Source organism: Aeromicrobium massiliense JC14 (assembly GCF_000312105.1).
GTDB classification, from domain to species: domain Bacteria; phylum Actinomycetota; class Actinomycetes; order Propionibacteriales; family Nocardioidaceae; genus Aeromicrobium; species Aeromicrobium massiliense.
This window is the reverse complement of sequence record NZ_HE978636.1, coordinates 970,621-995,845: the sequence shown is the minus strand read 5'-3', so window position 1 is coordinate 995,845 and position 25,225 is coordinate 970,621. Positions and strand designations below refer to the sequence as shown.

Here is a 25,225-nt window from a genome sequence, read left to right as displayed (position 1 = left end):
GTCAGGCGACCTCGACGACCAGCTGGACGTCGATGTTGCCGCGCGTGGCGTTGGAGTACGGGCACACCTGGTGCGCCGCGGCCACCGCCTTCTCGGCGTCCTCCTGCGAGACGCCGCCGAGCTCGACGTTGAGCGTCACCGTGAGGCCGAAGCCACCCTCGCCGTTGGAGCCGATGCCCACGTCGGCCGTGACGGCCGCGTCCTGGATCGGGACGCCGTGCTGCTTGGCCGAGGCCTTGAGCGCCGACAGGAAGCAGGCCGAGTAGCCGGCCGCGAAGAGCTGCTCGGGGTTGGTCGCGCCGCCGGGGCCGCCCATCTCCTTCGGCACGGCCAGGTCGAGGTCGACCAGTCCGTCGCTGCTGCGGACGTGGCCGTTGCGGCCGTCGCCGCTGGCGGTGGACGAGGCGGTGTAGATGACGTCAGGCATGCGGACCTCCATGTAGAGTTACTAGTACGTCTACCTCAGCCAAGCACGCCGGCACGCGCCGCACAACCCCGGGAGGACCGATGAGCACCCCGACGCCCGCTCGCGAGCGGATCCTCTCGGCGGCCACGCGCCGCTTCTACGCCGAGGGCGTGCGGGCGGTCAGCGCCGACCGGCTCATCGCCGACGCCGAGGTCTCGAAGGTCACGTTCTACCGGCACTTCCGCAGCAAGGACGACCTCGTGGTCGCCTACCTCGAGCGCGTCGCCGCAGCCGAGCGCGCCGAGGTCGAGCGCCACGTCGCCGCCGAGGCCCCGGCCGACGTGCTGCGCTGGTACGCCCGCTTCCTGGGCGAGACCACCTGCTCGCCCGGCTTCCGCGGCTGCCCGTTCATCAACGCCGCGGCCGAGCACGCCGATCCCGGCCATCCGGCCCGGGTCGCCGTCGACGCGCACCGCCGGTGGCTGCACGGGCAGGCGTCCGCCCTCGTCGCCGCACTCGGCGCCGCCGAGCCCGACGCCCTGGCCGAGCGGCTGCTCATGCTGCGCGACGGCGCCATGGTCGCCGGCTACGTCGGGCAGGCCCCCGACCAGGTCGCGGACGCGCTGCTGGCGGCCGGCGAGGCCGTCGTCCGGGCCGCGATACCGTCGGCGGCATGACCTCCAGCCGGCCCGCGTCCCGTCTCGTCGACGGCGCACGCATGGCGGTCGGCACCTTCACCGCGGTCCCCGTCCCGGCACCCGGCTCGACCGGTCGTGACGTCGCCGCGGTCGCCATGCTGCTGGCCCCGCTCGCCGTGGTGCCACTGGGCCTCCTGGTCGGGCTCACGCTGTGGCTCGGCCGCGAGGCCGGCCTGTCCCCCTGGGCGGTCGCGGCCCTCGCCGTCGGCCTGCTGGCGCTCGGCTCACGGGCCCTGCACCTCGACGGCCTGGCCGACACCGCTGACGGCCTCACCGCGTCCTACGACCGCGAGCGCGCCCTGGCGGTCATGCGCACCGGTGACGTCGGCCCCGCCGGGGCGGCCGCGCTCGTCGTCGTCCTGGCCGTGCAGGCCGGGGCGCTGGTCACCCTCGCGAGCGATCCGTGGGGACCCCTGCTGGCCGCGGTCCTGGTCTGCGTCTCGCGCGGCGCCGTGCTCGTCTCGGCCGCAGCCGGCGTGCCCGGCGCGCGTCGCGACGGGCTGGGTGCCGCGACGTCGGGCGTCGTCCCGGTGCCCGTCGCCGTGGTGACCGGCATGGGGCTGGCGACGCTCTCCCTGGCGGTCGGGCTCCTCACCGACCTCGCGTGGTGGCGCGGCCCGGTGGCCGTGGTGGTCGCCCTCGTGGCCGTCGGCGTGCTCGTCCGCCGCTGCGTGACACGGCTGGGTGGTGTGACCGGCGACGTCCACGGCGCATCGGTCGAGGTGGCGCTCGCCGCCCTGCTGCTCGCCGTCTCGTGACCCCGCAGCCCTCGTGAGAGGCTGCCGGACGTGACCGACGACGCCCCCGTCCTGACCCACCGCCGCGGCCGGCTCGCGATCGCCGAGCTCAACCGGCCGCGCGCCATCAACGCGCTCACCCACGAGATGGTCGGCCTGCTTCAGGCGGCCCTTGACGCCTGGGCGACCGACGACTCGGTGGCCACCGTCGCGCTCGTCGGCGCGGGCGACCGCGGGCTGTGCGCCGGCGGCGACCTGGTCGCGATGCACCGCGACGCGCGCGACGGCACCCGGGGGTCGGTCGACTTCTGGCGCGACGAGTACGCGCTCGACCACGCGATCGCCACGTTCCCCAAGCCGTTCGTCGCCGTCATGGACGGGGTCGTCATGGGCGGCGGCGTCGGGCTGTCGGCGCACGCGCGGCACCGCGTCGTCACCGAGCGCACGCGCTTCGGCCTGCCCGAGACGCGCATCGGCTTCGTGCCCGACGTCGGCGGCCCCTGGCTGCTCTCGCACGCGCCCGGCGAGCTGGGCACCCACGTCGCGCTCACCGCCGCCACCCTCGATGGCGCGGACGCGATCGCTCTGGGGGCGGCGGACGTCCTGGTGCCCGCCGACCGGGTCGCCGAGCTGCTCACCGCACTGGAGACCGAGGACGTCGATGCCGTGCTCGCCCGGCTGGCCGTCGAGCCCCCGGGCTCGGGGCTCGCCGCGGCCCGCGAGTGGGCCGACGCCGCCTATTCCGGGGACGACCCGGAGGTGATCGTCGAGCGGCTCCGCGCCTCGGACGTCCCCGCGGCGCACGAGGCCGCCGACGAGGTCGAGGCCCGCTCCCCCACCGCGGTCGCCGTCACGCTGGCGGCGCTGCGCCGCGCGGCGACGCTGCCCGACCTGCGCACCGCGCTCGACCAGGACCTGCACGTCTCGACCGCGCTGCTGGACGTGCCCGACATGGCCGAGGGCATCCGCGCCCAGGTGATCGACAAGGACCGGACGCCGCGCTGGCAGCCGGCCACGCTCGCCGAGGTCGACCCCGAGGTCGTCCGCCGCTGCCTGCCGTAGCGGGGCTTCGACAGGCTCAGCCAGCGAGGTCCCTCGCGGCTAGAGCACCAAGGTGCGGCCGGCGACGACGAGGTGGACCTCGTCGCACTCGGCGGCCACGCGCTGGTTGGTGACGCCCAGCAGGTCGCGGAACAGGCGCCCGGACCAGTGCGCGGGCACGACCCCCATGCCCACCTCGTTGGTGACCACCACGACCGTGCCGTCGTGACGCCCGACCGCCTCGGCGAGCGCGTCGACGCGGTCGAGCAGCTCGGGCTCCCACTCCTCGCGGGTCTTGTCCCAGCCGTCGAGCTCGTCCAGCTGCGCGGTGAGCCAGGTGCCCAGGCAGTCGATCAGCACGGCGCCCTCGGCGGCCTGCAGCGCGGCCGCGACGTCGGACGTCTCGGCGGTGGCCCAGTGGCTCGGCCGACGCTCCTGGTGGCGCACGACCCGGTCGGCCCACTCGGGGTCGGACGCGGGATCCGCCTCCGGGCCGGGCGCCACGTACGTGACGACGGGCTCGCCGACCACGAGCGACTCGGCCTGGAACGACTTGCCCGAGCGGACGCCGCCGGTCACCAGCACCTTCATGGAGCGCCCCTCTCGACCGGAGCAGCCTAGCCGTGCACCGGGACCGCCGGAAGCGCGAGTTGGCGGTGTCCCGCGCTCCGCCTAGCCTGGAGCGATGTCCGTGACTCGACGCCTCACCGTCCTGCTCCTCACCGCCGGGCTGCTGCTCGTCCCCGGCCTGGGCAGCACCGCCTCCGCCGCGCAGAGCGGCCACGAGAAGAACGTCATCAAGCTGGTCAACGCCGAGCGCGCCGAGCGCGACCGGGTGGTCCTGAAGTCGCAGCGCTGCCTGCAGCGCTACGCCGACTCGTGGGCCCGCTCGATGGCCCGCAAGCAGAACCTGCAGCACCGCAGCTCGAGCAGCCTGCGCCGGGTCATGAAGACGTGCAAGCTGCGTGGCATCGGCGAGAACATCGCCTACGGCTACGGCTCCTCGCGCGCCGTCGTGAACGCCTGGATGGACTCCCCCGGCCACCGCGCGAACATCCTGCGCTCCTCGTACCGCCGCACCGGCGTGGGCGCGTACCGCGACGCGGACGGCCGGCTGTACCACGCGCAGCTCTTCGGCACGCCTCGCTGACGGAGGCGGCCCGCGGGCCCCGGACGTGACCCAGGTCACTCCTAGGGTGGGCGCGACCCTCGGGGGGTCCTGTCCAGGAGGTCCGCATGCCCACGTCCCGTCTCGTCCGCTCGCTCGTCACCACCGTCGCGGTGGCGGCGGGCGGTCTCGTCTCAGCACCCGCCGCCCAGGCCGCGGGCGACCCGTGGGTCGTCTCGCTGGGTGACTCCTACATCTCCGGCGAGGCCGGCCGCTGGGCCGGTGCGTCCAACCGCAGCAGCACCACCGCGGACGCCCTCGGGGCCGGCGCCTACCTGGACGCCGGCAGCGCGGAGTCCATCCCCGGCTGCCACCGGGCCAGCAGCGCCCAGATCCACCTCGGCGCCGGCTACCGCAGCCTGAACCTGGCCTGCTCGGGGGCCACGACCGGCACCCGCACCGGCTCGACGTTCAAGCCCGGCCTCGACTTCTACGACGACGGCGCCGGCAAGGTCGGCCAGGCCACGGCCCTGCAGCGCGAGGCCCGCGGCCGCGACGTCGAGCTCGTCACCGTGTCGATCGGCGGCAACGACTTCGGGTTCGCCGACGTGGTCACCAGCTGCGTGCTGGACTTCCTCGGCTCGTCCTCGCTGCTCCCCAACTACTGCTTCGACGACCGGTCGGTGAAGGCCAACTTCGCCGCGGCCAACGTCGCCGCCGTCCGGGCCCGGATCGCCACCGCGCTGCAGAACGTCCGCACCGCGATGCGCAACGCCGGGCACGCCGACTCGGCCTGGACGCTGCTCGTGCAGACCTACCCGTCGCCGCTCGCCGAGGGCGCGAACCTGCGCTACAAGCAGAGCGGCTACACGCGCCAGAGCGTCGGCGGCTGCGGCTTCTGGGACGCCGACGCCGACTGGGCGAACCGCACCGCCATGCCGACGATCAACGGCGCGGTCACGGGCGCGGTGCAGGACTCCGGACTCAGCAACGTCCGCGTGCTCGACCTCTCCCGCGCGATGGACGGCCGGCGGCTGTGCGAGAAGGGGGTCGGCCTGTACGAGGAGGTCGGCCTGAGCAGCTGGAAGGACGCCGGCGCGGTCGACCGCACCGAGTGGATCAACCAGATCCGCACGGTCAGCACGATCGCCGGGCCGTACCAGGTGCAGGAGTCGATCCACCCGAACTACTGGGGCCAGCTGGCCATCCGCTCGTGCATCCGGCAGGCCCACGAGGGCGACCGGGGCGGACGGTGCGAGCGCTCCGGCACCGGGCTGACCTCGCGCGGCGAGCCGCGCATGACCCTGCGCTGAGCGCGCCCGAGGGCCCGGCGCTCCACGCGGAGTGCCGGGCCTGGCGCGCCCACGTCAGGGACGGTGGGGCGCCACGGGGTTCTCCAGCGTCCCGGCCATCTGCAGCGACGACGCCTGGTCGGACAGGTCGACCATCTGGCGGGTGTTGCGCAGCTGCAGCCGGTTCAGGCAGGAGTGCGCGAACTCGGCCGCGAACAGGTCGCAGCGCTCCCGGGCCGCCGCCAGCTCGGGGTGGTCGGCCGCGTGCTGCGCCAGGCACTCGCCGACCAGCGCCCAGAAGTCCCCCGCGCCGAGCACGCCGTCCTCGGCCAGGATGCCGGCGAGGTGCCGCAGGAACCCGTCGAAGACGTCGGTGTGGACGCTCAGCGCCTTGAGCTCGCCCGGCACGTCCTGGCGGATGCGCTCGATCTCGGCCGGCAGCGGGGTGTCGCCCATGACCACGACCTCCTCGCCGACGTCCTTCATGAACACCCGCCGGGGCACGTGGCCGTCGAGCACGAGGATGAGGTTCTCCCCGTGCGGCATGAACGCCAGGTCGTGGGCCAGCAGGCAGTGCGCGACCGGCCGCAGGTACGCCCGCAGGTAGGCGCGCACCCAGTCGGCCGGGTCCAGGCCGGACGCCCGCACGAGCGCCGTCGCGTACGCGTTCCCGTCGGCGTCGCGGTGCAGCAGCGACGCCATCGTGGCCAGCCGCTCACCGTCGCGCACCATCGTCACCGGGCTCTCGCGCCACAGGGCGGCGAGCATCTTCTTGTAGGGCGAGTCGGCCTCCAGCGCCTGGTAGACGCCACCGGTGTAGCCGACGGCGGCCCGCTCGCGCAGCACCCGGAAGCCGCAGTCCTGCAGGTCCGGGTCGGCGTGGACCAGGCCGGCCACCCAGTCGTTGATCGCCGGCGTCGCCCGCATGTACCGCGGCGACAGCCCGCGCATGAACCCCATGTTCTGGATCGACAGCGCGACCTTCACGTAGTGCCGCTCGGGGTGGTCCACGTTGAGGAAGGTGCGGATCGACTGCTGCGCCGTGTACGCGTCCGGCCCCTCGCCGAGGTGGACGAGGTCGTGGCGGGCCAGGTCCGGGGCGAAGGTGACGGCGATCTTGTGGTCCCACTGCCAGGGGTGCACCGGCACGAGGAGGTACTCGGCCGGGTCGAGGCCGCGGGCCCGCAGCTCGAGCTCGAACCGCTCGCGGGTGGCGGGGTCGAGCTCGTGGGCCAGCAGGGCGTCCTCGTCCAGCCCCTCGCCGTAGGACGCGACCGAGAGGCTGCGCCGCACGCCCAGCCAGTGCAGCCGGACGGGCCGGCCGGCCTCAGGCGCGTAGGCCTCGTTCTGCGACGCTGAGAACCCGATGCGGCCGTTCGTGGCCAGGAACCCCGGGTGGCCGGCGTGCATGGCCCCCTCGGTCGCGGCCAGGTCGGCGTGCAGCAGGTCGTCGACGGTCTGCTCGTGGTGCACGAGCGTCCAGGCGGCCGCGCGCAGCGTCGAGGCGAGCTCCTCGAGGTAGACCGGCAGGAGCTCGTCGGTGAGCCCGAGGTCGGACGCGAGCGCCGCCACGAGCGTCAGGACGTCGGGGTCCGCCGGGGCGCCGTCGCGCTCGGCGGAGATCGAGCCGGGGTCGACGACCCAGTGCTCGAGCGGGTAGCGGCGGGCGGCGAAGCGGTAGACGACGTCGCCGGCGTCCAGCGCCCAGCCGTGGCCGTCGGGACGCGGGTGGAGCAGCCGCTCGTGCGACAGCTCGGCGACGGCCTTCGCGACGAGCAGGCGCTGGGCCCGGTCCAGGACGTCCGGGGTCAGGTGGTCGGCGGTGCCGGGCACCGCGGTGGTCGTGACGCTCACAGGTCTCCTCCCAGGGGGCTGGCCGCGAACTGCTCGCGGGTGCAGAAGCTCAGGGCGGCCCGCTTGTCGCCCAGCTCGACGGCCCGGTCCACGACGAACCCGGCCTTGGCGTTCTTCAGCGCGATGCCGGCGTTGCGGACGTCGGGCTCGACGACCACCCGCTCGACGGCGGGGTCGTCCAGCACGAGCCGCATCACGGCGGCGAACGCGCGGTCGGTGAACCCGTGCACGGGCGTGTCGGTCGGGGCGACGAGCACGTGCATGCCGCGATCGCCGGGCCGCACGTCGTACACGCCGGCGAGCTCGGAGTGCGCCGGGTCGTACACCTCGGCCAGCAGCGCCGGACGTCCGTCGACGTGACCCAGGTAGGCGTGGTGGTGCGGGTCGGCGGCGATCCGGGCGTACTCCGCACGGACGTCGTCGACGGACGCGTCCTGCATCTGCCAGTAGACCGACCCGGGGTGGGTGACCCACGCGTGCAGCAGCGCGGCGTCCGCGTCGGGGTCGACCGGGACGAACGTGGTGGCGGTCGCGGTGGTCATCGGCTGCTCACCGCCCCGCGGGCGCCGGCCGGGACGCCGAACTCCTGGAACGCGATGCGCTCCTCGACCGGGTAGACCTCGCGGCCGCACATGGCGTTGATGATCACCGAGCTGCGGTACGCGCCCATGCCGAGGTCGGGCGCGACCAGGCCGTGGGTGTGCTCCTCGCCGTTCTGGACGAAGATCGTGCCCGCCTCGTCGACCCGGTAGTCGAGCCCCACGTCGTAGCGGCCGCGCGCGTCCCAGCGGATGCGGTCGGCGACCGGCTCGACGAACGCGGGCACCTGCGCGGCGTACCCCGTGGCCAGCACGAGGCCGTCGGTGCGCAGGCCGAACGGCTCGTCCAGCTCGTGCTGACGCAGGTCGAGCTCGAAGCCCGTCCCGTCCCAGCGCGCCCCGGCCAGCTCGGTGTTGGTGAGCAGAGTCGTCGGCACCTCGCCCAGGGCGACGCGCTTCCTGTAGAGCGTGTCGTAGATGGTGTCGACGAGGTCGCCGCTGATTCCCTTGTACAGGCCCTTCTGCTCGCGCAGCAGGTCGTCGCGCTGCGTCCCCGGCAGGGCGTGGAAGTAGCGCAGGTACTCCGGGCTGGTCATCTCCAGCGTGAGCTTGGTGTACTCCAGCGGGAAGAACCGCGGCGAGCGGCTGAGCCAGGTCAGCGAGTAGCCGGCGTCGATGCCCTCGAGCAGGTCGAGGTAGATCTCCGCGGCGCTCTGCCCGCCGCCGACGATCGTGATCGAGTCGCCGGACCGCAGCCGGTCGCGGTGCTCCAGGTAGGCCGAGGAGTGCAGCCACGGTCCGTCCAGCCCCTGCGCCGCCGGCGGGACGGCCGGCTGGGTGCCGGTGCCCAGCACCAGCCGCCGGGCGCGGTACGTCTGGGTGTCGCCGGTGCCGGCGAGCCGGGCCCGGACCACGTAGAGCTGGTCGGTCTCGTCCCAGGTCACCTGCTCGACGTGGCGTCCGAGGTGGACCGAGTCGAGCCGGTCGACCGCCCAGCGGCAGTAGTCGTTGTACTCCGCCCGCAGCGGGTAGAAGCTCTCGCGGATGTAGAACGGGTAGAGCCGTCCGGTGGCCTTGAGGTAGGCCAGGAACGAGAACGGCGACGTCGGGTCGGCCATCGTCACCAGGTCGGCCATGAACGGCACCTGGAGCGTGGCGTCCTCGAGCATCATCCCGGGGTGCCAGTCGAACGACTCGCGCGACTCCAGGACGACGCCGTCGAGGCCGTCGACCGGGTCGGCGAGGCAGGCCAGGCCGAGGTTGAACGGCCCCAGCCCGACGGCGACGAAGTCGTAGGTGCGCGTCGCAGTCATGCGCGGCCCTCCGTGAAGATCGCACGGTACGAAGGACCGCGCACGACATGACTGTTCGTTCGCTCGCTGCGCTCGCTCATGCCACCTCACCCCGCTGCTGGACGTCCTCGGCGAGCAGGCCGGCACCGGCCGCGCGCACCTCGTGCAGGACGCGCTCGAGGTCGGCCGGGCTCGTGGCCGGGTTGAGCAGCGTCACCTTGAGCCAGGACTCACCGTCGACCTTGGTGCCGGCCACGACGGCGCGACCGCCGGAGGCCAGCTCGGCGCGGATGCGTGGCGCCAGGTCGGACGCGGCGCGGGCGGACAGTCCCGGCGGCCGGTAGCGGAAGACGATCGCGCTCAGCACCGGCGCGACCCGCACCTCGACGTCGTCCAGCTCACGCATGCGGGCGTGCAGCCCCTGCGCCAGGTCGATCGCGCCGTCGAACAGCTCGCCCACGGCGTCGGCGCCCATCATGCGCAGCGTCGTCCAGAGCTTGAGCGCGTCGAAGCGGCGCGTGGTCTGCAGGCTCTTGTCGACCTGGTTGGGCACCACCGCCTCCTTCGGGTTCAGGTAGTCGGCGTGGAAGGCGGCGTGCCGCAGCGTGCGTCCGTCGCGGACGACCAGGGCGCTCGCGCTGACCGGCTGGAAGAACGTCTTGTGGTAGTCGACGGTGACCGAGTCGGCCGCCTCGACGCCGTCGAGCAGGTGCCGCCGGCGGGTGGACGTCAGCAGGCCGCCGCCGTACGCGGCGTCGACGTGGAACCACGCGTCGTGGGCGTGGGCGAGCCGGGCCAGCGGCAGCAGCGGGTCGATCGCGCCGAAGTCGGTCGTGCCCGCGGTGGCGACGATCGCCATGGGCACCGTGCCCTCGGGCAGCCGGTCGAGCTCGCGGGCGAGGGCGCCGACGTCCATGCGCCGGCGCTCGTCCACCGGCACGACGACGACGGCGTCCGGCCCCAGGCCCAGCAGGTCGGCGGCCTTGCGGACGCTGAAGTGGCCGTCGGACGAGACGAGCACCCGCAGCCGGGTGAGGTCGCCGCCCACGCGCGGGGCGGCCTCGGCCCGGGCGAGCAGCATCGCCTGCAGGTTGGACTGCGTGCCGCCGCTCGTGAAGACGCCGTCGGCGTCCTCGCCCAGTCCGAGCCGCTCGGCGGTCCAGGCGACGAGCCGCTGCTCCATCAGCGTGCCGCCGCCGCTCTGGTCCCAGGTGTCGAGCGAGGAGTTGACGGTCGAGACGTACAGCTCGGCCAGCAGCGCCGGGATGACGACGGGGCAGTTGAGATGGGCGACGTAGCCCGGGTCGTGGAACCAGACCGCGTCGTCCAGGTACACCTGGCCGAGCTCGTCCAGCACCTCCTCGACGTCCCCGAGCGGACGGTCGAGGTCGACGTCGGCGACCAGCTTCGCGACGGGCTCGACGCTCGAGCCCGAGTGCGGGGCGCCGACGCGGCGGGCGCGCTCCCCGAGGTGGTCGACCCCGCGGCGCAGCACCTCCGCCCAGTGGTCGACGGTCCGGCTGGTGAACAGTTCCTGCGTGGGCGCACGGTGCACCGCATCGCTCCTTCCCCCGAAGGCCTCCACGCGCCGTCGCGTGGTTAGGTAAGCCTTACCAACCGTGGCACACGCCTCCCGGGTCCGGCAACCCGCCCACCATGCGGACGGCGTAGCCACCCGCCGCCGCCCGGCGTCCCCGGCCCGTCATCATGGGGGCATGAGCACGCAGACCGACCGCACGCCCGTCACGCCCCCGAGCGAGGACGCGCGTCGCGCGGCCGCCGAGCGGCTGGCTGCCCTCGCGACGCCCGCCGGGGCGCTCGGACGCCTGGGCGAGCTGGGCGTCTGGGTCGCCGCCGCGCAGGGCGTGTGCCCGCCCGAGCCGGTCGAGCGCGTCCGGGCCGTCGTCTTCGCCGGCGACCACGACGTCGTCGACCACGGCGTCTCGGCGTACCCGAAGGCGGTCACGCCGGCGATGGTGCGTCAGTTCGTCTCCGGCGGCGCGGGCGTGAGCGTGCTGGCCGCGCAGCACGGCGTGACGGTGCGGGTGCTCGACCTCGGGGTCGACGCCGACCTGACCTACCTGCCCGGCGTCACCGACCACAAGGTGAACCGCGGCGCGCGGGCCATCCACCTCGAGGACGCGCTCACCGCCGACGAGACCCGGCGGGCGCTCGAGGCCGGCGCGCTCGTCGCCCGCGAGGAGCACGCGGCCGGCGCCCAGCTGCTGATCAGCGGCGACATGGGCATCGGCAACACCACGCCCACCGCGGCGCTCGTCGGCGCGCTGCTGGGCCTCCCGGCCGAGGACGTCGTGGGCACGGGCACCGGCGTGGACGCCGAGGGCCGGGCCCGCAAGGTGGCCGTCGTGCAGCAGGCGCTCGACCGCGCCGGCGACCGCGTCGACGACCCGGTCGAGCTGCTGACCGCGCTGGGCAGCGCCGACCTGGCCGCGACCGCCGGCTACCTCGCCGAGGCCGCCCGGCTGGGCGTCCCCGTGCTGCTCGACGGGCTCATCTCGGTGGCCTGCGCGCTGGTCGCCGACCGGCTCGCGCCCGGTGCCGCGGCGTGGTTCGCCGCCGGGCACCGCTCGACCGAGCCGGCGCAGTCGCTCGCGCTGTCCAAGCTCGGGCTCGAGCCGCTGCTCGACCTGGGGCTGCGGCTGGGCGAGGGCAGCGGTGCCGTCGCCGCCGTGCCGCTGGTGCGCTCGGCCGCGCTGCTGCTGCGTGACGTCAGCCTGCTCGCCGACGTCCTCTGAGCCGCTAGGACGTCCGGCGCTCGCCCGGCCACGGCGCCAGCACCGTCGCGGCCGACGCCGCGCCCAGGACGACCGCCGGGGCGGTGTGGGCCAGCCGCTTCCCGGACGCGCGACGACGCTCGCCGTGGGCGAAGATCCAGCGCTCGGCCGCACGGACGGCGAGCGCACCGCCGACCACGACTCCCACCGCCACCGCGCCGAGCGCGGCCTGCTCGCGGCCCGAGAGCGAGCCGAGGACCTCCTCCACGGCGTCGCTGGTCTCCGGGTCGGGCCGGTCGGGGCGCGCCTCCAGCAACGAGACCACCGAGATCACGCCGACCATGGCGCCCTTGACCCGCGTGCGCGTGCGGCGGGACCGGACCACGTCCGGACTGGCGTAGTAGGCGGTGGTGGCGATGAAGGTGACGGCGGCGGACGTCCGACGGGACACGGAAGGCAGGCTCACGCCGCCATCCTGGCAGTCAGGGGGTGACCGACGCCGCGTAGGCGGTGCGGCGCACCGCCCGCCGCAGGGTCGCCAGCACCGCGGGGCCCAGCACGACGAGCGCGACCGCGGTGGTGATCGCCCGGCCGGTGTCCCAGCCGCCGGTGGACGTCAGCAGCGTGTAGATCAGGAAGCGGTGCAGGTTCTCGGCCAGCGGGTCGCCCGGGACGACCGACAGCGAGCCCTCGTGCCCGGGCACCTGGATGCCCAGCAGGTAGGGCCAGCTGGTCAGGTTCATGAGCAGCCCGTAGGCGTACGACGCGACCACCGCGTAGGCCACGAGCAGCGCGATCTCGGCGCGACCGCGCGGCCGGCGCGGCAGCAGCCCGACACCCAGGCCGACCCAGGCCGCGCACAGCATCTGGAACGGCAGCCACGGCCCGACGCCGGACGTCAACAGCGCCGAGGCGAACATCGACGTCGCCCCGAGCAGGAACCCGAAGCCCGGGCCGAACACGCGTCCGCCCAGCACGAGCAGGAAGAACACGGTCTCGAAGCCGGCGACGCCGGCGCCCAGCGCGCGCAGGGCCGCGTTGACGGCGGTGAGCACGCCGAGCATGGCGAGGGTCCGCGAGTCCATGCCGCCCTCGGACAGCTCGGCGACGACCACCACCACGAGCAGCGGCAGCAGGACGAGGAAGACGTAGGGCGGGTCGGAGCGGGCGCCGGAGCCGTTGGGGTCGACCTTCAGCAGCAGCGGCCAGACGAACATCAGCAGGCCGGCGACCGACGCGACGGTCAGCACGACGGCCGAGCGCAGGCCGATCCGGACGCGCACGTGGTCGCTCACGACATGCCCTCCAGCGCGTCGCGCACCTGCGGGACGGTCAGCCAGCCCTCTCCGAGCACCTTGGAGACCTGCGGCGAGAAGGCCGGCGACTCGGCCAGCACCTGCACGACGTCGCCACTGGAGACGACCTCGCCCCCGGCCAGCACCACGACCCGGTCGGCGACCTCGGCGACGAACTCGACGTCGTGCGTGGCCACGACGACCGCGTGGCCGTCGCGGGCGAGGTCCTGCAGCACGCCGGCGAGCGCGTCCTTGCCGGCGTAGTCGAGCCCGCGCGTGGGCTCGTCCAGCAGCAGCACGCGGGGCCGGGCCGAGAGCGCGATCGCGAGCACCAGCGAGAGCCGCTGCCCCTCGGACAGGTCGCGTGGGTGGTGGTCGCCAGGGACGCCGGGCGCGAGCCGGTCGAGCAGCGCGCGGCAGGTGCCCGCGGGCGCGGACGCCTGGTGGTCGGCGGCCGCGCACTCCTCGTCAACGGTCTCCAGGTACAGCAGGTCCGACGCGGTCTGCGGCACCAGGCCGACCATGCGTCGCGCCTCGGAGCTGCTCAGGTCGTGCGGGTCGCGGCCGTCCACGTCGACGCGTCCGGACCGCCGCCGGCCCGTGCCCTGCAGCGCCCAGAGCAGGGACGACTTGCCCGAGCCGTTGCGGCCCATGAGCGCGGTGACCTCGCCGGCGCGCAGCTCGAGGCCGACGCGGTCGACGGCGACCCGGGCGCCGTACGCGACGGACACGTCGCGGGCGCGCAGCAGCACCTCGCCCGGCACGGTCGGCAGGTCGGCCGGCGGCAGCTCGCCCAGCCGTCCGCGCAACCCGCCCAGGCGCCGGCGCGCGTCGCGCACCGACAGCGGCAGCGGGTCCCAGCCGGCGAGCCGGCCGAGCTGGACGATGGGCGGGGCCACCGGGGAGTCCTGCAGCAGCCGGGCCGGGTCGCCGCTGCGCACGCGTCCGCCCGGCTCGACGACCACGAGGGTGTCGGCGAACGGCACGACCCGCTCCATGCGGTGCTCGGCGACCACGACGGTGAGGCCGAGGTCCTCCACGAGCCGGCGCAGCGTGCCCAGGACGTCCTCGGCCGCGGTGGGGTCGAGCGCGGACGTCGGCTCGTCGAGCACGAGCACCCGCGGGTGCATCGTCAGCACCGAGCCGATCGCGACGCGCTGCTGCTGGCCGCCCGACAGCGACCGCAGCGAGCGCGAGCGCAACCCGGCCAGGCCGAGCAGGTCGAGGGTCTCCTCCACCCGGCGGCGCATGGTGGCCGGCGCGAGGCCGAGCTGCTCCATGCCGTAGGCGAGCTCCTCCTCCACCGAGTCGGTGACGAACCCGGCGAGCGGGTCCTGCGAGACGGAGCCGACGAGGTGGGCCAGCTCGCGTGGCGGCGTGCGCCGGATGCTCGTGCCGTCGACGAGCACGTCGCCGACCAGCTCGCCGCCGGTGAAGTGGGGCACGAGCCCGTTGAGCGTCCCGAGCAGGGTGGACTTGCCGACGCCCGTGCGACCGGCGACGAGGACGAGCTCGCCCTCCTCGACGGTCAGGTCGACGTCGCGCAGCACCCAGTCGCCGTCCGGCCGGCCGTCGTGGTCGAGGTGGCGGAAGCCCACCCGGCGCAGCTCGATCATCGCAGCGCCCCCTGGGGCCGGGCCGGCTCGTCGGCCGGAGCCGCGGCGTCGAGCGGCGGCGGGGGCGCGAGCACGGCGGGGGCGAGCGCGACCAGGACGAGCGCCAGCGCGGGCAGGGTGATCGTCGGCAGGTCACCCAGCGGCGGGTTCACGACGAGCGGGTCGCTCTGGGCCACCAGCTGGACGCCCACGGCGACCAGCACGCCGCAGGCGGCCACGGCGAGGTCGGCGGGGTGCCACTGCGGCGGCCGGTAGCGCGTCCGGCGGACCCGGCGTCCGGCGCTCACCAACCCGCCGGCGGCGAGCAGGACGCCCAGCGCGAGCATCCAGCCGCCGAGGAGACCCGGCGTGGTGGGGTCGAGCACCGCGTAGGCCCCGATGCCGACGCCGACCAGGCCGGCCAGCAGCAGGGCCCCGGTGACGACCCGCTGGCCACGCGTCCGGTCGCCGGAGCGGCCGTACCCGCGGGTGTCCATGCCGGCGGCGAGCGTCATGGAACGCTCCAGCGCGTCCTCGAGCACGGGCACCACGAGCCGGCGCAGCGCCCGGACGCCCGTGCCGGCGTCACCGCGCAGCCGGCGGGCCGTGCGCACCCGCTGGACGCTCTCGACCAGCTGTGGGAAGACGGTCAGGGCGACGACGAGGGCGGTGCCGACCTCGTACAGCGCCGGGGGCAGGGACGCGAGCAGCCGGCGCGGGTTGGCGAGCGTGTTCGCCGCGCCGACGCAGAGCAGGATCGCGGCCAGGCGCATGCCCTCGTACAGCCCGGACAGGACGGTCGAGGCCGAGACCGGTCCGAGCAGCCGGACCCCCGCAGCCCACTCGGGCAGCGGGACACTCGGCAGGTCGAGCCAGTACGGCGCGCCCTGGTCGCCGCCGAGCACCGCATGGAAGAAGACCCGCAGCACGATCACCAGCAGCGCGAGGTAGGCGTAGTAGCGGAAGCCGAGCGCCCACGGCGCGTCGCCGCGGCGCAGCACGACGACGACGCCCGCCGCCAGGACGAGCAGGACGAGCAGCCACGGGTTGGTCGTGGCCGAGGCGCACGCCGCCAGCCCGAGAGCCCAGGTCCACCAGGCTCCCGGGTGCAGCTCACGGCCCGGCCGGGTCACCTCAGCCGCGCCGGCGGCGCGACGCGGCGACGATGGCGGCCACGAGCGCGACGACCAGCACGGCCCCCACGACGATCGCCACCGTGTTCGGCGTCGAGGAGTCCTCCTCCACCGCCTCGTCGCCGGCGGGCTCGTCGGCCTCGGCGTCGGCCTCCAGCTGGGCGCGGACCTCGTCACCGGGCAGGACGCTCGGCGCCGCGGCGGCGTTCGCGTCGGCGGTGATCGGCTCGTACGAGAGGCCGACGTAGCCGCCGCCCTCGACGGTCTGCTCGGCGACGCCCTTCTGCGCGTACGACCAGGCGTCGGCGTCCGGGCCGGCCAGCGAGATCGCCCAGTAGGCCTGGTCGGAGTAGGTCTGGCACGCCTCGTCCTGCGGGCTGGGCAGGTCCTCGACGCGGCAGAGGGCGGCGTCGCCCTCCTTGGTCGTGCCGGTGGTCTTCAGGCCGGCCTCGCGCAGCGTCTCCAGCACGGTGCTGCCGTCGGCGTCCTCGGCGCACAGGATCTGCAGGTCGGCGCCGAGCTCCTTGTAGTCGACCACCACCGCCACGTCACCGGCGTCGCTGCAGTCCGGCGCCGCGTGGGCCGCCGGGGCGGCGAGCGTCAGCGTGCCCGCCGTGACGACGGGGAGCAGGAGAGCGGCGAGACGACGGTTCATCGGGTTCCTTCCGGCTGCGGCACGGGAAGGGAGGCCCTGCCCGCTGCGTTCCGCGACAGCCTGGGGTGAGACGTCCCGGCGGGCGTTCCGGCTCGCCACCGTCTGGTGGCCTACGGCTGCGGGTCAGCGCCGGACTTGGACCGGCTTCCCCCGCGTGGGACGAGTGGTGGATCTGCCCGGTCGGGCAGGGGAACCATACCTCCGGTCGGCGTGACGGGCGAAGTCGGCGACCCGGAACTAGGGTGCCGCCATGACGCTCAGCGAACAGCTCCGGATCGCCCTGGACGGCAAGTGGCGCCACGTGCGCGAGCAGGCCCGGGTCGAGCTCGCCGGCATGGACCTGCTCTACGACCCCACCCTCTCGATGGACCAGGCGCGCGACCGTGTGCTCGAGCAGCTGCGCAAGCTCGTGCCCACCGGCATCCCCGCCGCCGGCTTCACGGTCGAGAACGGCGGGCTCGGCGACCCGGGCATGTCGGTGACCGGCATCGAGATGCTGGCCCAGTTCGACCTCTCGCTCATGGTCAAGGCCGGCGTGCAGTGGGGCCTGTTCGGCGGCGCGATCGAGAACCTCGGCACCAAGCGCCACCACGACGCGTACGTCCGCGACCTGATCAGCTGCGACCTGCTCGGCTGCTTCGCGATGACCGAGACCGGGCACGGCAGCGACGTCCAGAGCCTGGAGACGACCGCGACGTACGACCCGGCGACGCAGGAGTTCGTCATCGACTCGCCGACCCCGTCGGCGCGCAAGGACTACATCGGCGGCGCCGCGGCGCACGCCCGGGTGGCGGCGGTCTTCGCCCAGCTGCGCACGCTCGACGAGGACCACGGCGTGCACTGCTTCGTCGTGCCGATCCGCGACGAGGAGGGCCACGACCTGCCCGGCGTCACGACGTCCGACTGCGGCCCGAAGGGCGGCCTCGGCGCCGTCGACAACGGCCGCATCGTGTTCGACCAGGTGCGGGTACCGCGCGAGAACCTGCTCAACCGCTACGGCGACGTCGCCGAGGACGGCACCTACTCGTCGCCGATCGAGAGCCGCAACGCGCGCTTCTTCACCATGATCGGCACGCTCATTCGCGGCCGGGTGAGCGTCGGCGGCTCCGCCGGCGCCGCGGCCGAGGTCGCGCTCAGCATCGCCGGCCGGTACGCCGTCCAGCGCCGCCAGTTCGTCGGCGTCGACGAGGAGGCCCGGCTCATCGACTACCGGGTGCACCAGCGCCGGCTGCTGCCGCTGCTCGCCCGGGCGTACGCCTACCGGTTCGCGCAGAACCAGCTCGTCGCCCGGATGCACCGGATGCAGTCCGGCGGCACCCCGGACGCGCAGAAGCAGCGCGAGCTCGAGGGCCGCGCGGCCGGGCTCAAGGCGGCGCAGACCTGGTACGCCACCCGCGCCATCCAGGAGGCGCGCGAGATGTGCGGCGGCGCCGGCTACCTGGAGGAGAACCGGCTCACCCGCCTGCGCGCCGACACCGACGTGTTCACCACCTTCGAGGGCGACAACCACGTCCTCATGCAGCTGGTCGCCAAGGAGCAGCTCACCGCCTACGCCCAGGAGGTCGGCGGCCTCGACCCGGTCGGCATGGTCCGATTCGTCGCCGGCACGATCACCGACGTCGTGCGCGAGCGCACGGCGGCCCCGACGCTCATCCAGCGGCTCATCGACGCGCGTCCGGGCAAGGACTCCGAGCACGACCTGCTCGACCGCGGCACCCAGCTGCAGCTGTTCGAGGACCGCGAGCAGCACGTCATCGAGACCGCGGCCCGTCGCCTGCGCCGGGCCGACAAGGAGGATCCGGCCCAGGCGTTCGCGATCTTCAACGACGCCCAGGACCACGTCGTCCGGGTCGGCGTCGCGCACATCGACCGCATCGTGCTGGAGGCGTTCACCGCCGGCATCGCCCGGTGCGAGGACGAGGAGGCCGCCGAGCTGCTCCGCAAGGTCTGCTCGCTCTATGCGCTGAGCGTCGTCGAGGAGGACGCGGCGTGGTTCATGGCGCACCACCGGCTGACCGACTCGCGGGCCAAGCAGGTGACCGTCGAGATCGACCGGCTGCTCGCCGAGCTCGCGCCGCAGACCCTCACGCTGGTCGAGGGCCTCGGCGTCCCCGAGCACACGCTCGGCGCCGCGATGCTCAAGGCCTGAGCCCGGCCGGCGTGACCGACGTCCCGGGGCCGTAACGCTTTGCCCCGGGACGTCGGTCCCGGTTCTCGCGACAGGGCGCGCCCAGCGAGGCGTCGCGCACAGGAAGCCGATAACCTCCGCACAACTTGTTCACTCGTCCCCCGGGGGTTCCCTTCATGCGTCTCACCCTGTCGCGTCGCCTGGCCACCGCCAGCACCGTCGCGATCACCGCCGCCGCCGTCGCGTTCGCCGGCACGCCCGCGAACGCCGCTCCGGCGTCCACCGACAGCAAGGTCAAGGCGTCCGCCATCGGCGCCACGCGCGTCACCGTCGCGCACTCGCTGATGACGAAGTACAGCTCGACGATCTACGCCAACGCGCGCGTCTCGTACGGCCTGCCCAGCGGCGCGTACCTCAGCTCGGCGACGGCCGAGCTGTGGATCGGCGGCAAGAAGCGCACGACGATCAAGATGCCGACGTACGACAGCAACTACGTCAACCTGCCCCGTTCCGCCGGCGCCGGCGCCGCGAAGCTGCGCAACATCCGCGCGGCCGGCTACTACTACGACGCCAACTACAACCGGGTGAACTTCACGCTGGCGCCCGCGGCGAGCAACCTGTTCAACATCCGCCGCACGATCGACAGCTCCGCGGTGCTGAAGCTGCGCAAGAGCGGCTCCAAGATCCGCGTCAGCGGCTCGAAGTGGCGCGCCATCCAGCCGAACGGCCGCTGGGCGCGCGTCTCGCAGGTGCTGGTGCAGAAGAAGAGCGGCCGCAAGTGGAAGACCATCAAGAAGGTCCGCCCGAAGAGCAACGGCTCGTTCAAGTTCACCTACCGCTCGAGCAAGCGGGCGAACTACCGCGCGCTCGTCAAGACGACCACCTCGCTGCAGGGTGGCGCGACGCGCAACGTCAAGATCTGACGCAGAACCGCACCAGGTACGGCGCCGGCTCCCCTCGGGGACCGGCGCCGTCGCCGTCTCAGGCGGGGAAGTCGCCCGCCGCCGAGCGCATCGCGCGCAGCAGCCCGAAGGCCTGGCGCTGCTGCGCCGCGTCCAACCCGTCGACGGCGAAGTCGATGTCGTGCAGGGCTCGCGTGGCCTCGTCGACGACGCGACGCCCCTCCGCCGTGAGGCTGGCCAGCGTCCGGCGGCGGTCGGTGCCGTCGGCCTCGCGCACGACCAGGCCCTGGGTCTCGAGCCGGTCGATGGCGTTGGTGACCGAGGTGGGGTGCACCATCAGCCGCTCGCCGATCTTGCTCAGCGGCAGCGAGCCGGCGCGGCTGAACGAGATCAGCACCAGCACCTCGTAGCGGGCGAACGTGATGCCGAACGGCTTCAGCGCCGTGTCGAGCCGGGCCAGCATGAGCTGCTGGACGCGCATGATCGAGGTGGCCAGGAGCATCTGGTCGGTCGCCTCGCCGAAGTGCTCGTGCCACAGCTGACCGGCCCGCTCGATGGGGTCGAAGTCCAGGCGGGACGTCTCGGTCATGGGGGTGACCCTAGCGCGCGGACGTCTTCCGTCAATTCATTGGATGTCCTACTATCGGGGTTCCAACGAAGTTCTCGGAGGACTCCCATGCCCGACCTGCACCAGCCCGCCCACCCGGTCCGGTTCGTGACCGCGTCCGCGCTCTTCGACGGGCACGACGCGTCGATCAACATCATGCGGCGGATCCTGCAGTCGCAGGGCGCGGAGGTCGTGCACCTGGGCCACAACCGCTCGGTCGCCGAGGTCGTCGACGCCGCGGTCGAGGAGGACGTGCAGGGCGTCGCGGTCAGCTCCTACCAGGGCGGCCACGTCGAGTACTTCGAGTACCTGGTCGAGTCGCTGCGCGAGCGCGGCGCGGGCCACGTCAAGGTCTACGGCGGCGGGGGAGGCGTCATCGTGCCCGAGGAGATCGAACGCCTGCGCCGCGCCGGAGTCAAGGTCTTCTCCCCCGAGGACGGCCAGCGGCTCGGGCTGCCCGGCATGATCAACACGCTCATCGCTGAGTGCGACGTCGACCTGTGGGAGCAGGGACCCGCCTCGCTGGACGCCGTCCTGTCCGGCGACCGCGCCGCCCTGGCCCGGGCCATCACCGGCGCCGAGCTCGGCCACCTCGACGACGCGACGCGCGAGCCCGTCCGCGCCGCCGCCGAGCGCTCGACCGCCCCCGTCCTGGGCATCACCGGCACCGGCGGCTCGGGCAAAAGCTCGCTCACCGACGAGATCGTCCGCCGCTTCCGGGTGGACCAGCAGGACAAGCTGCGCGTCGCCGTCGTGGCCGTGGACCCGACCCGGCGCAAGGGCGGCGGCGCGCTGCTCGGCGACCGCATCCGCATGAACAGCCTCGACGGCGACCGGGTCTACTTCCGCTCGCTCGCCACCCGCGGCGACCGCGAGGTGCCCGAGGCGCTCACGGACGTCATCGCGCTGCTCAAGGCGGCCGGGCACGACCTGGTGGTCGTCGAGACGCCCGGCATCGGGCAGGGCGACGCCGCGATCGTCCCCTTCGTGGACGTCTCGATGTACGTGATGACGCCGGAGTTCGGTGCCGCGTCGCAGCTGGAGAAGATCGACATGCTCGACTTCGCCGACGTCGTGGCGATCAACAAGTTCGAGCGCCGCGGTGCCAAGGACGCCCTGCGCGACGTCGGCCGCCAGCTCGTCCGCAACCGCGAGGCGTTCGGCCAGCGGCCCGAGGACATGCCGGTCTTCGGCACGTCCGCGGCCACGTTCAACGACGACGGCGTCACCGCGCTCTACCAGCACCTGCGCGGCGTCCTGGCCGAGCACGGGCTGCCCGCCGTCGAGGGCACGCTGCCCGTCGTGGACGTGCGGCACTCCAGCGGCATCGCCCAGGTCGTCCCGCCCGAGCGCACCCGCTACCTGGCCGAGATCGTCGAGACCGTCCGCGGCTACCACGCCGAGACCGTCCGCCTGGCCGAGCAGGCCCGCCGGCTGCAGCGGCTCGAGGCCGTCGCCGCCGAGCTGCCCGACAGCACCGACGTCGCCGCGCTCGCCGAGCGCGCCCGCGAGGACCTGCCGGGCGAGGTGCGCCGCCAGCTCGACGGCTGGGCGGACGTCGTGGAGTCCTACGCCGGCGACGAGCAGGTCGTGCGGGTGCGCGACAAGGAGATCCGCACCCGCCTGACGCGTGAGTCGCTGTCGGGCACGAAGGTGCCGAGGGTGAGCCTGCCGCGCTTCACCGACCACGGCGACCTGGTGTCGTTCTGGCGGCGCGAGAACCTGCCCGGCTTCTTCCCGTTCACCGCTGGCGTGTTCCCGTTCAAGCGCGACGGCGAGGACCCGGCCCGCATGTTCGCCGGCGAGGGCGACCCGTTCCGCACCAACCGGCGCTTCAAGCTGCTGTCGTCGGACTCCGAGGCGACCCGTCTGTCGACCGCGTTCGACTCGGTGACGCTGTACGGACGCGACCCCGACCTGCGTCCGGACGTCTACGGCAAGGTCGGCACGTCGGGCGTCTCGGTCGCCACCCTCGACGACATGAAGGCGCTGTACGACGGCTTCGACCTCGTCTCCCCCACGACGTCGGTCTCGATGACGATCAACGGTCCGGCGCCCACGGTGCTGGCCTTCTTCCTCAACACCACGATCGACCAGCAGGTCGACGCGTTCCGCGACCGCGAGGGTCGCGAGCCCGATGCCGCCGAGCACGAGGAGCTGCGTCGGCGCGCGCTGCAGAACGTCCGCGGCACCGTGCAGGCCGACATCCTCAAGGAGGACCAGGGGCAGAACACCTGCCTGTTCTCCACCGAGTTCAGCCTGCGGATGATGGCCGACGTCCAGGAGTGGTTCATCGAGCAGGGCGTCCGCAACTTCTACTCGGTCTCGATCTCCGGCTACCACATCGCCGAGGCCGGGGCGAACCCCATCAGCCAGCTCGCGTTCACCCTCGCCAACGGGTTCACGTACGTCGAGGCGTACCTGGCCCGCGGCATGGACGTCGACGCGTTCGCGCCGAACCTGTCGTTCTTCTTCTCCAACGGCATGGACCCCGAGTACTCGGTGCTCGGCCGGGTCGCGCGGCGGATCTGGGCGGTCACGATGCGCGACAAGTACGGGGCGAACGAGCGCAGCCAGAAGCTGAAGTACCACGTGCAGACGTCCGGCCGCTCGCTGCACGCGCAGGAGATGGACTTCAACGACATCCGCACGACGCTGCAGGCGCTCATCGCGATCTACGACAACGCCAACAGCCTGCACACCAACGCCTTCGACGAGGCGGTCACGACGCCGACCGAGGAGTCGGTGCGCCGCGCCCTGGCCATCCAGCTCATCATCAACCGCGAGTGGGGCCTGGCGATGAACGAGAACCCGCTCCAGGGGTCGTTCATCATCGACGAGCTCACCGACCTCGTGGAGGAGGCGGTGCTGCGCGAGTTCGAGGCGATCAGCGAGCGCGGCGGCGTGCTCGGCGCGATGGAGACCGGCTACCAGCGCGGCCGCATCCAGGACGAGTCGATGCTCTACGAGCACCGCAAGCACGACGGCTCGCTGCCGATCATCGGCGTCAACACGTTCCGCAAGCCCGACGCCGAGACCGAGCCGCCCACCGTCGAGCTGGCCCGGGCCACCGAGGACGAGAAGCGGTCGCAGCTCGAGCGTGTCCAGGGCTTCCAGCAGGCGCACGCGTCGGAGGCCGAGGCGGCCATCGCGCGACTGAAGCAGGCGGCGGTCGACCACGAGAACGTGTTCGCCGTGCTCATGGACGCCGCCCGCGTCTGCTCGCTGCAGCAGGTGACCGAGGCGTTCTTCGAGGTCGGCGGCCAGTACCGCCGCAACGTGTGAGGATGCGTCCGTGAGCAACCACCCCACCGTCGACGAGGTCCTGCAGCTGCCCGCCGTCCGCGAGGGCGTCGTCCCGCCCGAGTACCTCGACGAGAACGACCACATGAACATCGGCCGCTACCTCGAGGAGGCCAGCCTCGGCCTGTGGGGGCGCACCATCGAGATGGGCATGGGGCCGGAGTACATCGAGGAGCGCCGGCAGACGACGTTCACCGCCGAGCACCACCTGTCCTACCTGTCCGAGCTGCGGCTCGGCGACGCGATCTCCGTCCACGTGCGCTTCCTGGAGCGCTCGGACAAGGTGCTGCACACCCTGGCGTTCATCGTCGACCGCACCCGCGGCCGGCTGGCCGCGACCGTCGAGGCGACGCTGGTCCACGTGAACTTCGACACCCGCCGGCCCGAGCCGTTCCCCGACGACGTCCTGCACGAGATCGACCTCGAGGTCGCCCGCTCCGAGTCGCTCGACTGGGCCGCGCCGGTCTGCGGCGTCATGGGCGTCCGCAGGCGCTAGGCGCTACCAGCCGGTCTCGCGGCAGGCGGTGCCCTCACGCGGCTCGACCTGCAGCGTGGCGTGCTCGACGTCGTGCTCCTCGCGCAGCAGCGTCCGCGCGTCGTCGAGCACCGCGGCGAGCTGCTCGGGACGGGACGCGACCAGGTGCGCGGTCGCCACGTTCATGCCCGACGTGAGTGTCCAGACGTGCAGGTCGTGCACGTCGTCGACGCCGTCGATCGCCGCCAGGCCACGCGCGACCTCCTCGACGTCCAAGCCGGCGGGCGCGTGCTGGGCGAGGACGGCCAGCACCTGGCGTCCGAGCAGGACGGCCCGCACCGCGACGAACGCGCCGACACCGAGCGCGACCACGGTGTCCCACCACGAGTGGCCGGTGGTCGCGACGAGGACGCCGGCGGCGATCACGCCGACCGAGCCGGCGGCGTCGGCCACGACCTCGAGGTAGGCGGCCCGCACGTTGAGGCTTTCGCCCGCGCCACCGGCGAGCAGCAGCATGGCCACGACGTTGACCACCAGGCCGAGCCCGCCGACCACGATCATCGGCCCGACCTGGACGTCCGCGGGATCGCCGATCCGGCCGACCGCCTCGACCAAGACGTACGCGGCGACCCCGAGCATGAGCAGCACGACGAACCCCGACGCGAGCACCTCGGCCCGGTACGAGCCGAACGTGCGACGTCCGGTGGTGTCGGGTCGCGTGGCCACGTGGGTGGCGGTCAGCGCGGCACCGAGGGCAACGACGTCCGCGGCCATGTGCCCGGCGTCGGACAACAGGGCCAACGAGCCCGAGACGAGGCCGGCGACGAGCTCGACACCGAAGAAGGCGAGCACCAGGACGAACGCGGCTCCCAGGCGCCAGCGGTGACGGCCGCCCGCGTGCCCGTGGGCGTGGCCGTGGCCGTGCCCGGCGCCCATCAGCGCCGCCTCGTCTGCGTGGGGCACAGCTCGACCTGGTCGCCCGTGAGCGACAGCAGCTGCTCGGCGGCGGCGAGCAGGCCGAGCGTCGCGTCGGACTGGGCGACGCGGTAGAACGAGGCGCGTCCGACCGGCCGGACGTCGACGAGCCCGCACCCGCGCAGGCAGGCCAGGTGCTGGGAGACGGTCGACTGCGCGAGGCCCAGGTGCTCGGTCAGCTCGCGGACGTTGTGCTCGCCCAGCAGCAGGTGGCGCAGGATCGCGACGCGGGACGGGTCGCTCAGGCCGTGGAAGAGGCTGGCCGCCGCGGCGCTGGCGTGCCGCTCGTCGACCGCGACGGCGGACTCGTCGATCATCGTCATGCGCCGATGCTATCCGTCACAGCCGATGGAACGGTACTAAGAGCACTCTCACGCCGTCCGGCGCTTCGACCTCGTGCGGCCGGGTACTGGCGTGCCGATAGGCCGGACACCGAGGTCCGGCCCTGCCGAAGG

General features: G+C 73.7%; 24 protein-coding genes and 1 riboswitch. Of the genes, 10 read left to right on the top strand and 14 right to left on the bottom strand.

All coding sequences use genetic code 11. The annotated features are described in order from the left end of the window. Position 1: 1 nt before the first annotated feature. Positions 2-427 carry an organic hydroperoxide resistance protein gene (locus HGAM_RS05070; protein WP_049798201.1) on the bottom strand — a complete coding sequence of 142 codons (426 nt, stop codon included), beginning with the start codon at positions 425-427 and terminating at the stop codon, positions 2-4. An 80-nt stretch (positions 428-507) separates the two neighbouring features. Here HGAM_RS05070 and HGAM_RS05065 point away from each other — a divergent pair, with 80 nt between their 5' ends. From HGAM_RS05065 to HGAM_RS17815, 3 genes are read left to right on the top strand one after another with little or no spacing between them, the layout of a single operon-like run. After that, the gene (locus HGAM_RS05065) at positions 508-1,083 is read left to right on the top strand and encodes a TetR/AcrR family transcriptional regulator (RefSeq protein ID WP_019144393.1); all 576 of its coding nucleotides are present in this window, start codon (positions 508-510) and stop codon (positions 1,081-1,083) included. Further along, a complete protein-coding gene (locus HGAM_RS05060) occupies positions 1,080-1,862 on the top strand; it encodes an adenosylcobinamide-GDP ribazoletransferase (protein ID WP_019144392.1) in 783 nt (260 codons plus the stop codon). The genes HGAM_RS05065 and HGAM_RS05060 overlap by 4 nt, the downstream gene beginning before the upstream one ends. A gap of 30 nt (positions 1,863-1,892) precedes the next feature. Continuing rightward, complete coding sequence (locus HGAM_RS17815; protein ID WP_019144391.1) at positions 1,893-2,903, top strand: 3-hydroxyisobutyryl-CoA hydrolase; 1,011 nt, start codon at positions 1,893-1,895, stop codon at positions 2,901-2,903. A gap of 39 nt (positions 2,904-2,942) precedes the next feature. Here the strand turns inward: HGAM_RS17815 and HGAM_RS05050 are convergent, their stop codons facing one another. After that, positions 2,943-3,473: a bifunctional adenosylcobinamide kinase/adenosylcobinamide-phosphate guanylyltransferase gene (locus HGAM_RS05050; RefSeq protein WP_019144390.1), complete on the bottom strand. Its 531-nt coding sequence runs from the start codon at positions 3,471-3,473 to the stop codon at positions 2,943-2,945. A 94-nt stretch (positions 3,474-3,567) separates the two neighbouring features. Here HGAM_RS05050 and HGAM_RS17810 point away from each other — a divergent pair, with 94 nt between their 5' ends. Both HGAM_RS17810 and HGAM_RS05040 read left to right on the top strand, forming a co-directional pair. Then, complete coding sequence (locus tag HGAM_RS17810; protein WP_019144389.1) at positions 3,568-4,032, top strand: CAP domain-containing protein; 465 nt, start codon at positions 3,568-3,570, stop codon at positions 4,030-4,032. An 86-nt stretch (positions 4,033-4,118) separates the two neighbouring features. After that, on the top strand, positions 4,119-5,303 hold the full coding sequence (locus HGAM_RS05040; protein ID WP_019144388.1) for an SGNH/GDSL hydrolase family protein: 1,185 nt from the start codon (positions 4,119-4,121) through the stop codon (positions 5,301-5,303). A 54-nt stretch (positions 5,304-5,357) separates the two neighbouring features. Here HGAM_RS05040 and HGAM_RS05035 read toward each other — a convergent pair whose 3' ends face one another. The 4 genes from HGAM_RS05035 to HGAM_RS05020 all read right to left on the bottom strand — a co-directional run bounded on the left by HGAM_RS05035 (position 5,358) and on the right by HGAM_RS05020 (position 10,522). Continuing rightward, a complete protein-coding gene (locus tag HGAM_RS05035; protein ID WP_019144387.1) occupies positions 5,358-7,136 on the bottom strand; it encodes an IucA/IucC family protein in 1,779 nt (592 codons plus the stop codon). After that, positions 7,133-7,678, bottom strand: a complete 546-nt coding sequence (locus HGAM_RS05030) for a GNAT family N-acetyltransferase (protein ID WP_019144386.1) — start codon at positions 7,676-7,678, stop codon at positions 7,133-7,135. Before HGAM_RS05030 ends, HGAM_RS05035 begins: the two co-directional genes overlap by 4 nt. Continuing rightward, a complete protein-coding gene (locus HGAM_RS05025; RefSeq protein WP_019144385.1) occupies positions 7,675-8,988 on the bottom strand; it encodes a lysine N(6)-hydroxylase/L-ornithine N(5)-oxygenase family protein in 1,314 nt (437 codons plus the stop codon). Before HGAM_RS05025 ends, HGAM_RS05030 begins: the two co-directional genes overlap by 4 nt. A 76-nt stretch (positions 8,989-9,064) precedes the next feature. Further along, the gene (locus HGAM_RS05020; RefSeq protein ID WP_019144384.1) at positions 9,065-10,522 is read right to left on the bottom strand and encodes a pyridoxal phosphate-dependent decarboxylase family protein; all 1,458 of its coding nucleotides are present in this window, start codon (positions 10,520-10,522) and stop codon (positions 9,065-9,067) included. Positions 10,523-10,682: 160 nt separating this feature from the next. Here HGAM_RS05020 and cobT point away from each other — a divergent pair, with 160 nt between their 5' ends. After that, a complete protein-coding gene (gene cobT / locus HGAM_RS05015) occupies positions 10,683-11,723 on the top strand; it encodes a nicotinate-nucleotide--dimethylbenzimidazole phosphoribosyltransferase (RefSeq protein ID WP_019144383.1) in 1,041 nt (346 codons plus the stop codon). A gap of 4 nt (positions 11,724-11,727) precedes the next feature. Here the strand turns inward: cobT and HGAM_RS17805 are convergent, their stop codons facing one another. From HGAM_RS17805 to HGAM_RS17800, 5 genes are read right to left on the bottom strand one after another with little or no spacing between them, the layout of a single operon-like run. Continuing rightward, positions 11,728-12,168 (bottom strand): hypothetical protein, encoded by a 441-nt coding sequence (locus tag HGAM_RS17805; RefSeq protein WP_019144382.1) that lies wholly within the window; start codon positions 12,166-12,168, stop codon positions 11,728-11,730. Between the two features lie 16 nt (positions 12,169-12,184). After that, positions 12,185-12,997, bottom strand: coding sequence for an ECF transporter S component (locus tag HGAM_RS05005; protein WP_019144381.1), 813 nt, complete (start codon positions 12,995-12,997; stop codon positions 12,185-12,187). After that, positions 12,994-14,613: an ABC transporter ATP-binding protein gene (locus HGAM_RS05000; RefSeq protein WP_019144380.1), complete on the bottom strand. Its 1,620-nt coding sequence runs from the start codon at positions 14,611-14,613 to the stop codon at positions 12,994-12,996. Before HGAM_RS05000 ends, HGAM_RS05005 begins: the two co-directional genes overlap by 4 nt. Beyond that, positions 14,610-15,725 carry an energy-coupling factor transporter transmembrane component T gene (locus HGAM_RS04995; protein ID WP_019144379.1) on the bottom strand — a complete coding sequence of 372 codons (1,116 nt, stop codon included), beginning with the start codon at positions 15,723-15,725 and terminating at the stop codon, positions 14,610-14,612. The genes HGAM_RS05000 and HGAM_RS04995 overlap by 4 nt, the downstream gene beginning before the upstream one ends. A 1-nt stretch (position 15,726) precedes the next feature. Beyond that, the gene (locus HGAM_RS17800) at positions 15,727-16,380 is read right to left on the bottom strand and encodes a hypothetical protein (protein ID WP_019144378.1); all 654 of its coding nucleotides are present in this window, start codon (positions 16,378-16,380) and stop codon (positions 15,727-15,729) included. Positions 16,381-16,460: 80 nt separating this feature from the next. Next, positions 16,461-16,531, bottom strand: a riboswitch (cobalamin riboswitch). Positions 16,532-16,630: 99 nt separating this feature from the next. Here HGAM_RS17800 and HGAM_RS04985 point away from each other — a divergent pair. After that, on the top strand, positions 16,631-18,529 hold the full coding sequence (locus tag HGAM_RS04985) for an acyl-CoA dehydrogenase family protein (protein WP_019144377.1): 1,899 nt from the start codon (positions 16,631-16,633) through the stop codon (positions 18,527-18,529). 155 nt (positions 18,530-18,684) lie between these two features. Next, entirely contained in the window at positions 18,685-19,431 is a 747-nt protein-coding gene (locus HGAM_RS04980) for a hypothetical protein (RefSeq protein WP_019144376.1), read from the top strand. A 58-nt stretch (positions 19,432-19,489) separates the two neighbouring features. Here the strand turns inward: HGAM_RS04980 and HGAM_RS04975 are convergent, their stop codons facing one another. Then, complete coding sequence (locus HGAM_RS04975; protein ID WP_019144375.1) at positions 19,490-19,999, bottom strand: MarR family winged helix-turn-helix transcriptional regulator; 510 nt, start codon at positions 19,997-19,999, stop codon at positions 19,490-19,492. Positions 20,000-20,086: 87 nt separating this feature from the next. Here HGAM_RS04975 and icmF point away from each other — a divergent pair, with 87 nt between their 5' ends. Together icmF and HGAM_RS04965 are read left to right on the top strand one after the other, a co-directional pair. Then, the gene (gene icmF / locus HGAM_RS04970; protein ID WP_019144374.1) at positions 20,087-23,302 is read left to right on the top strand and encodes a fused isobutyryl-CoA mutase/GTPase IcmF; all 3,216 of its coding nucleotides are present in this window, start codon (positions 20,087-20,089) and stop codon (positions 23,300-23,302) included. A 10-nt stretch (positions 23,303-23,312) separates the two neighbouring features. After that, the gene (locus HGAM_RS04965; protein ID WP_019144373.1) at positions 23,313-23,816 is read left to right on the top strand and encodes a thioesterase family protein; all 504 of its coding nucleotides are present in this window, start codon (positions 23,313-23,315) and stop codon (positions 23,814-23,816) included. Between the two features lie 3 nt (positions 23,817-23,819). On the opposite strand, the gene HGAM_RS04960 is transcribed toward HGAM_RS04965, so the two are convergent. Together HGAM_RS04960 and HGAM_RS04955 are read right to left on the bottom strand one after the other, a co-directional pair. Further along, positions 23,820-24,758: a cation diffusion facilitator family transporter gene (locus tag HGAM_RS04960; protein ID WP_020691328.1), complete on the bottom strand. Its 939-nt coding sequence runs from the start codon at positions 24,756-24,758 to the stop codon at positions 23,820-23,822. Next, a complete protein-coding gene (locus HGAM_RS04955; RefSeq protein ID WP_019144371.1) occupies positions 24,731-25,093 on the bottom strand; it encodes an ArsR/SmtB family transcription factor in 363 nt (120 codons plus the stop codon). Before HGAM_RS04955 ends, HGAM_RS04960 begins: the two co-directional genes overlap by 28 nt. Positions 25,094-25,225 lie beyond the last annotated feature (132 nt).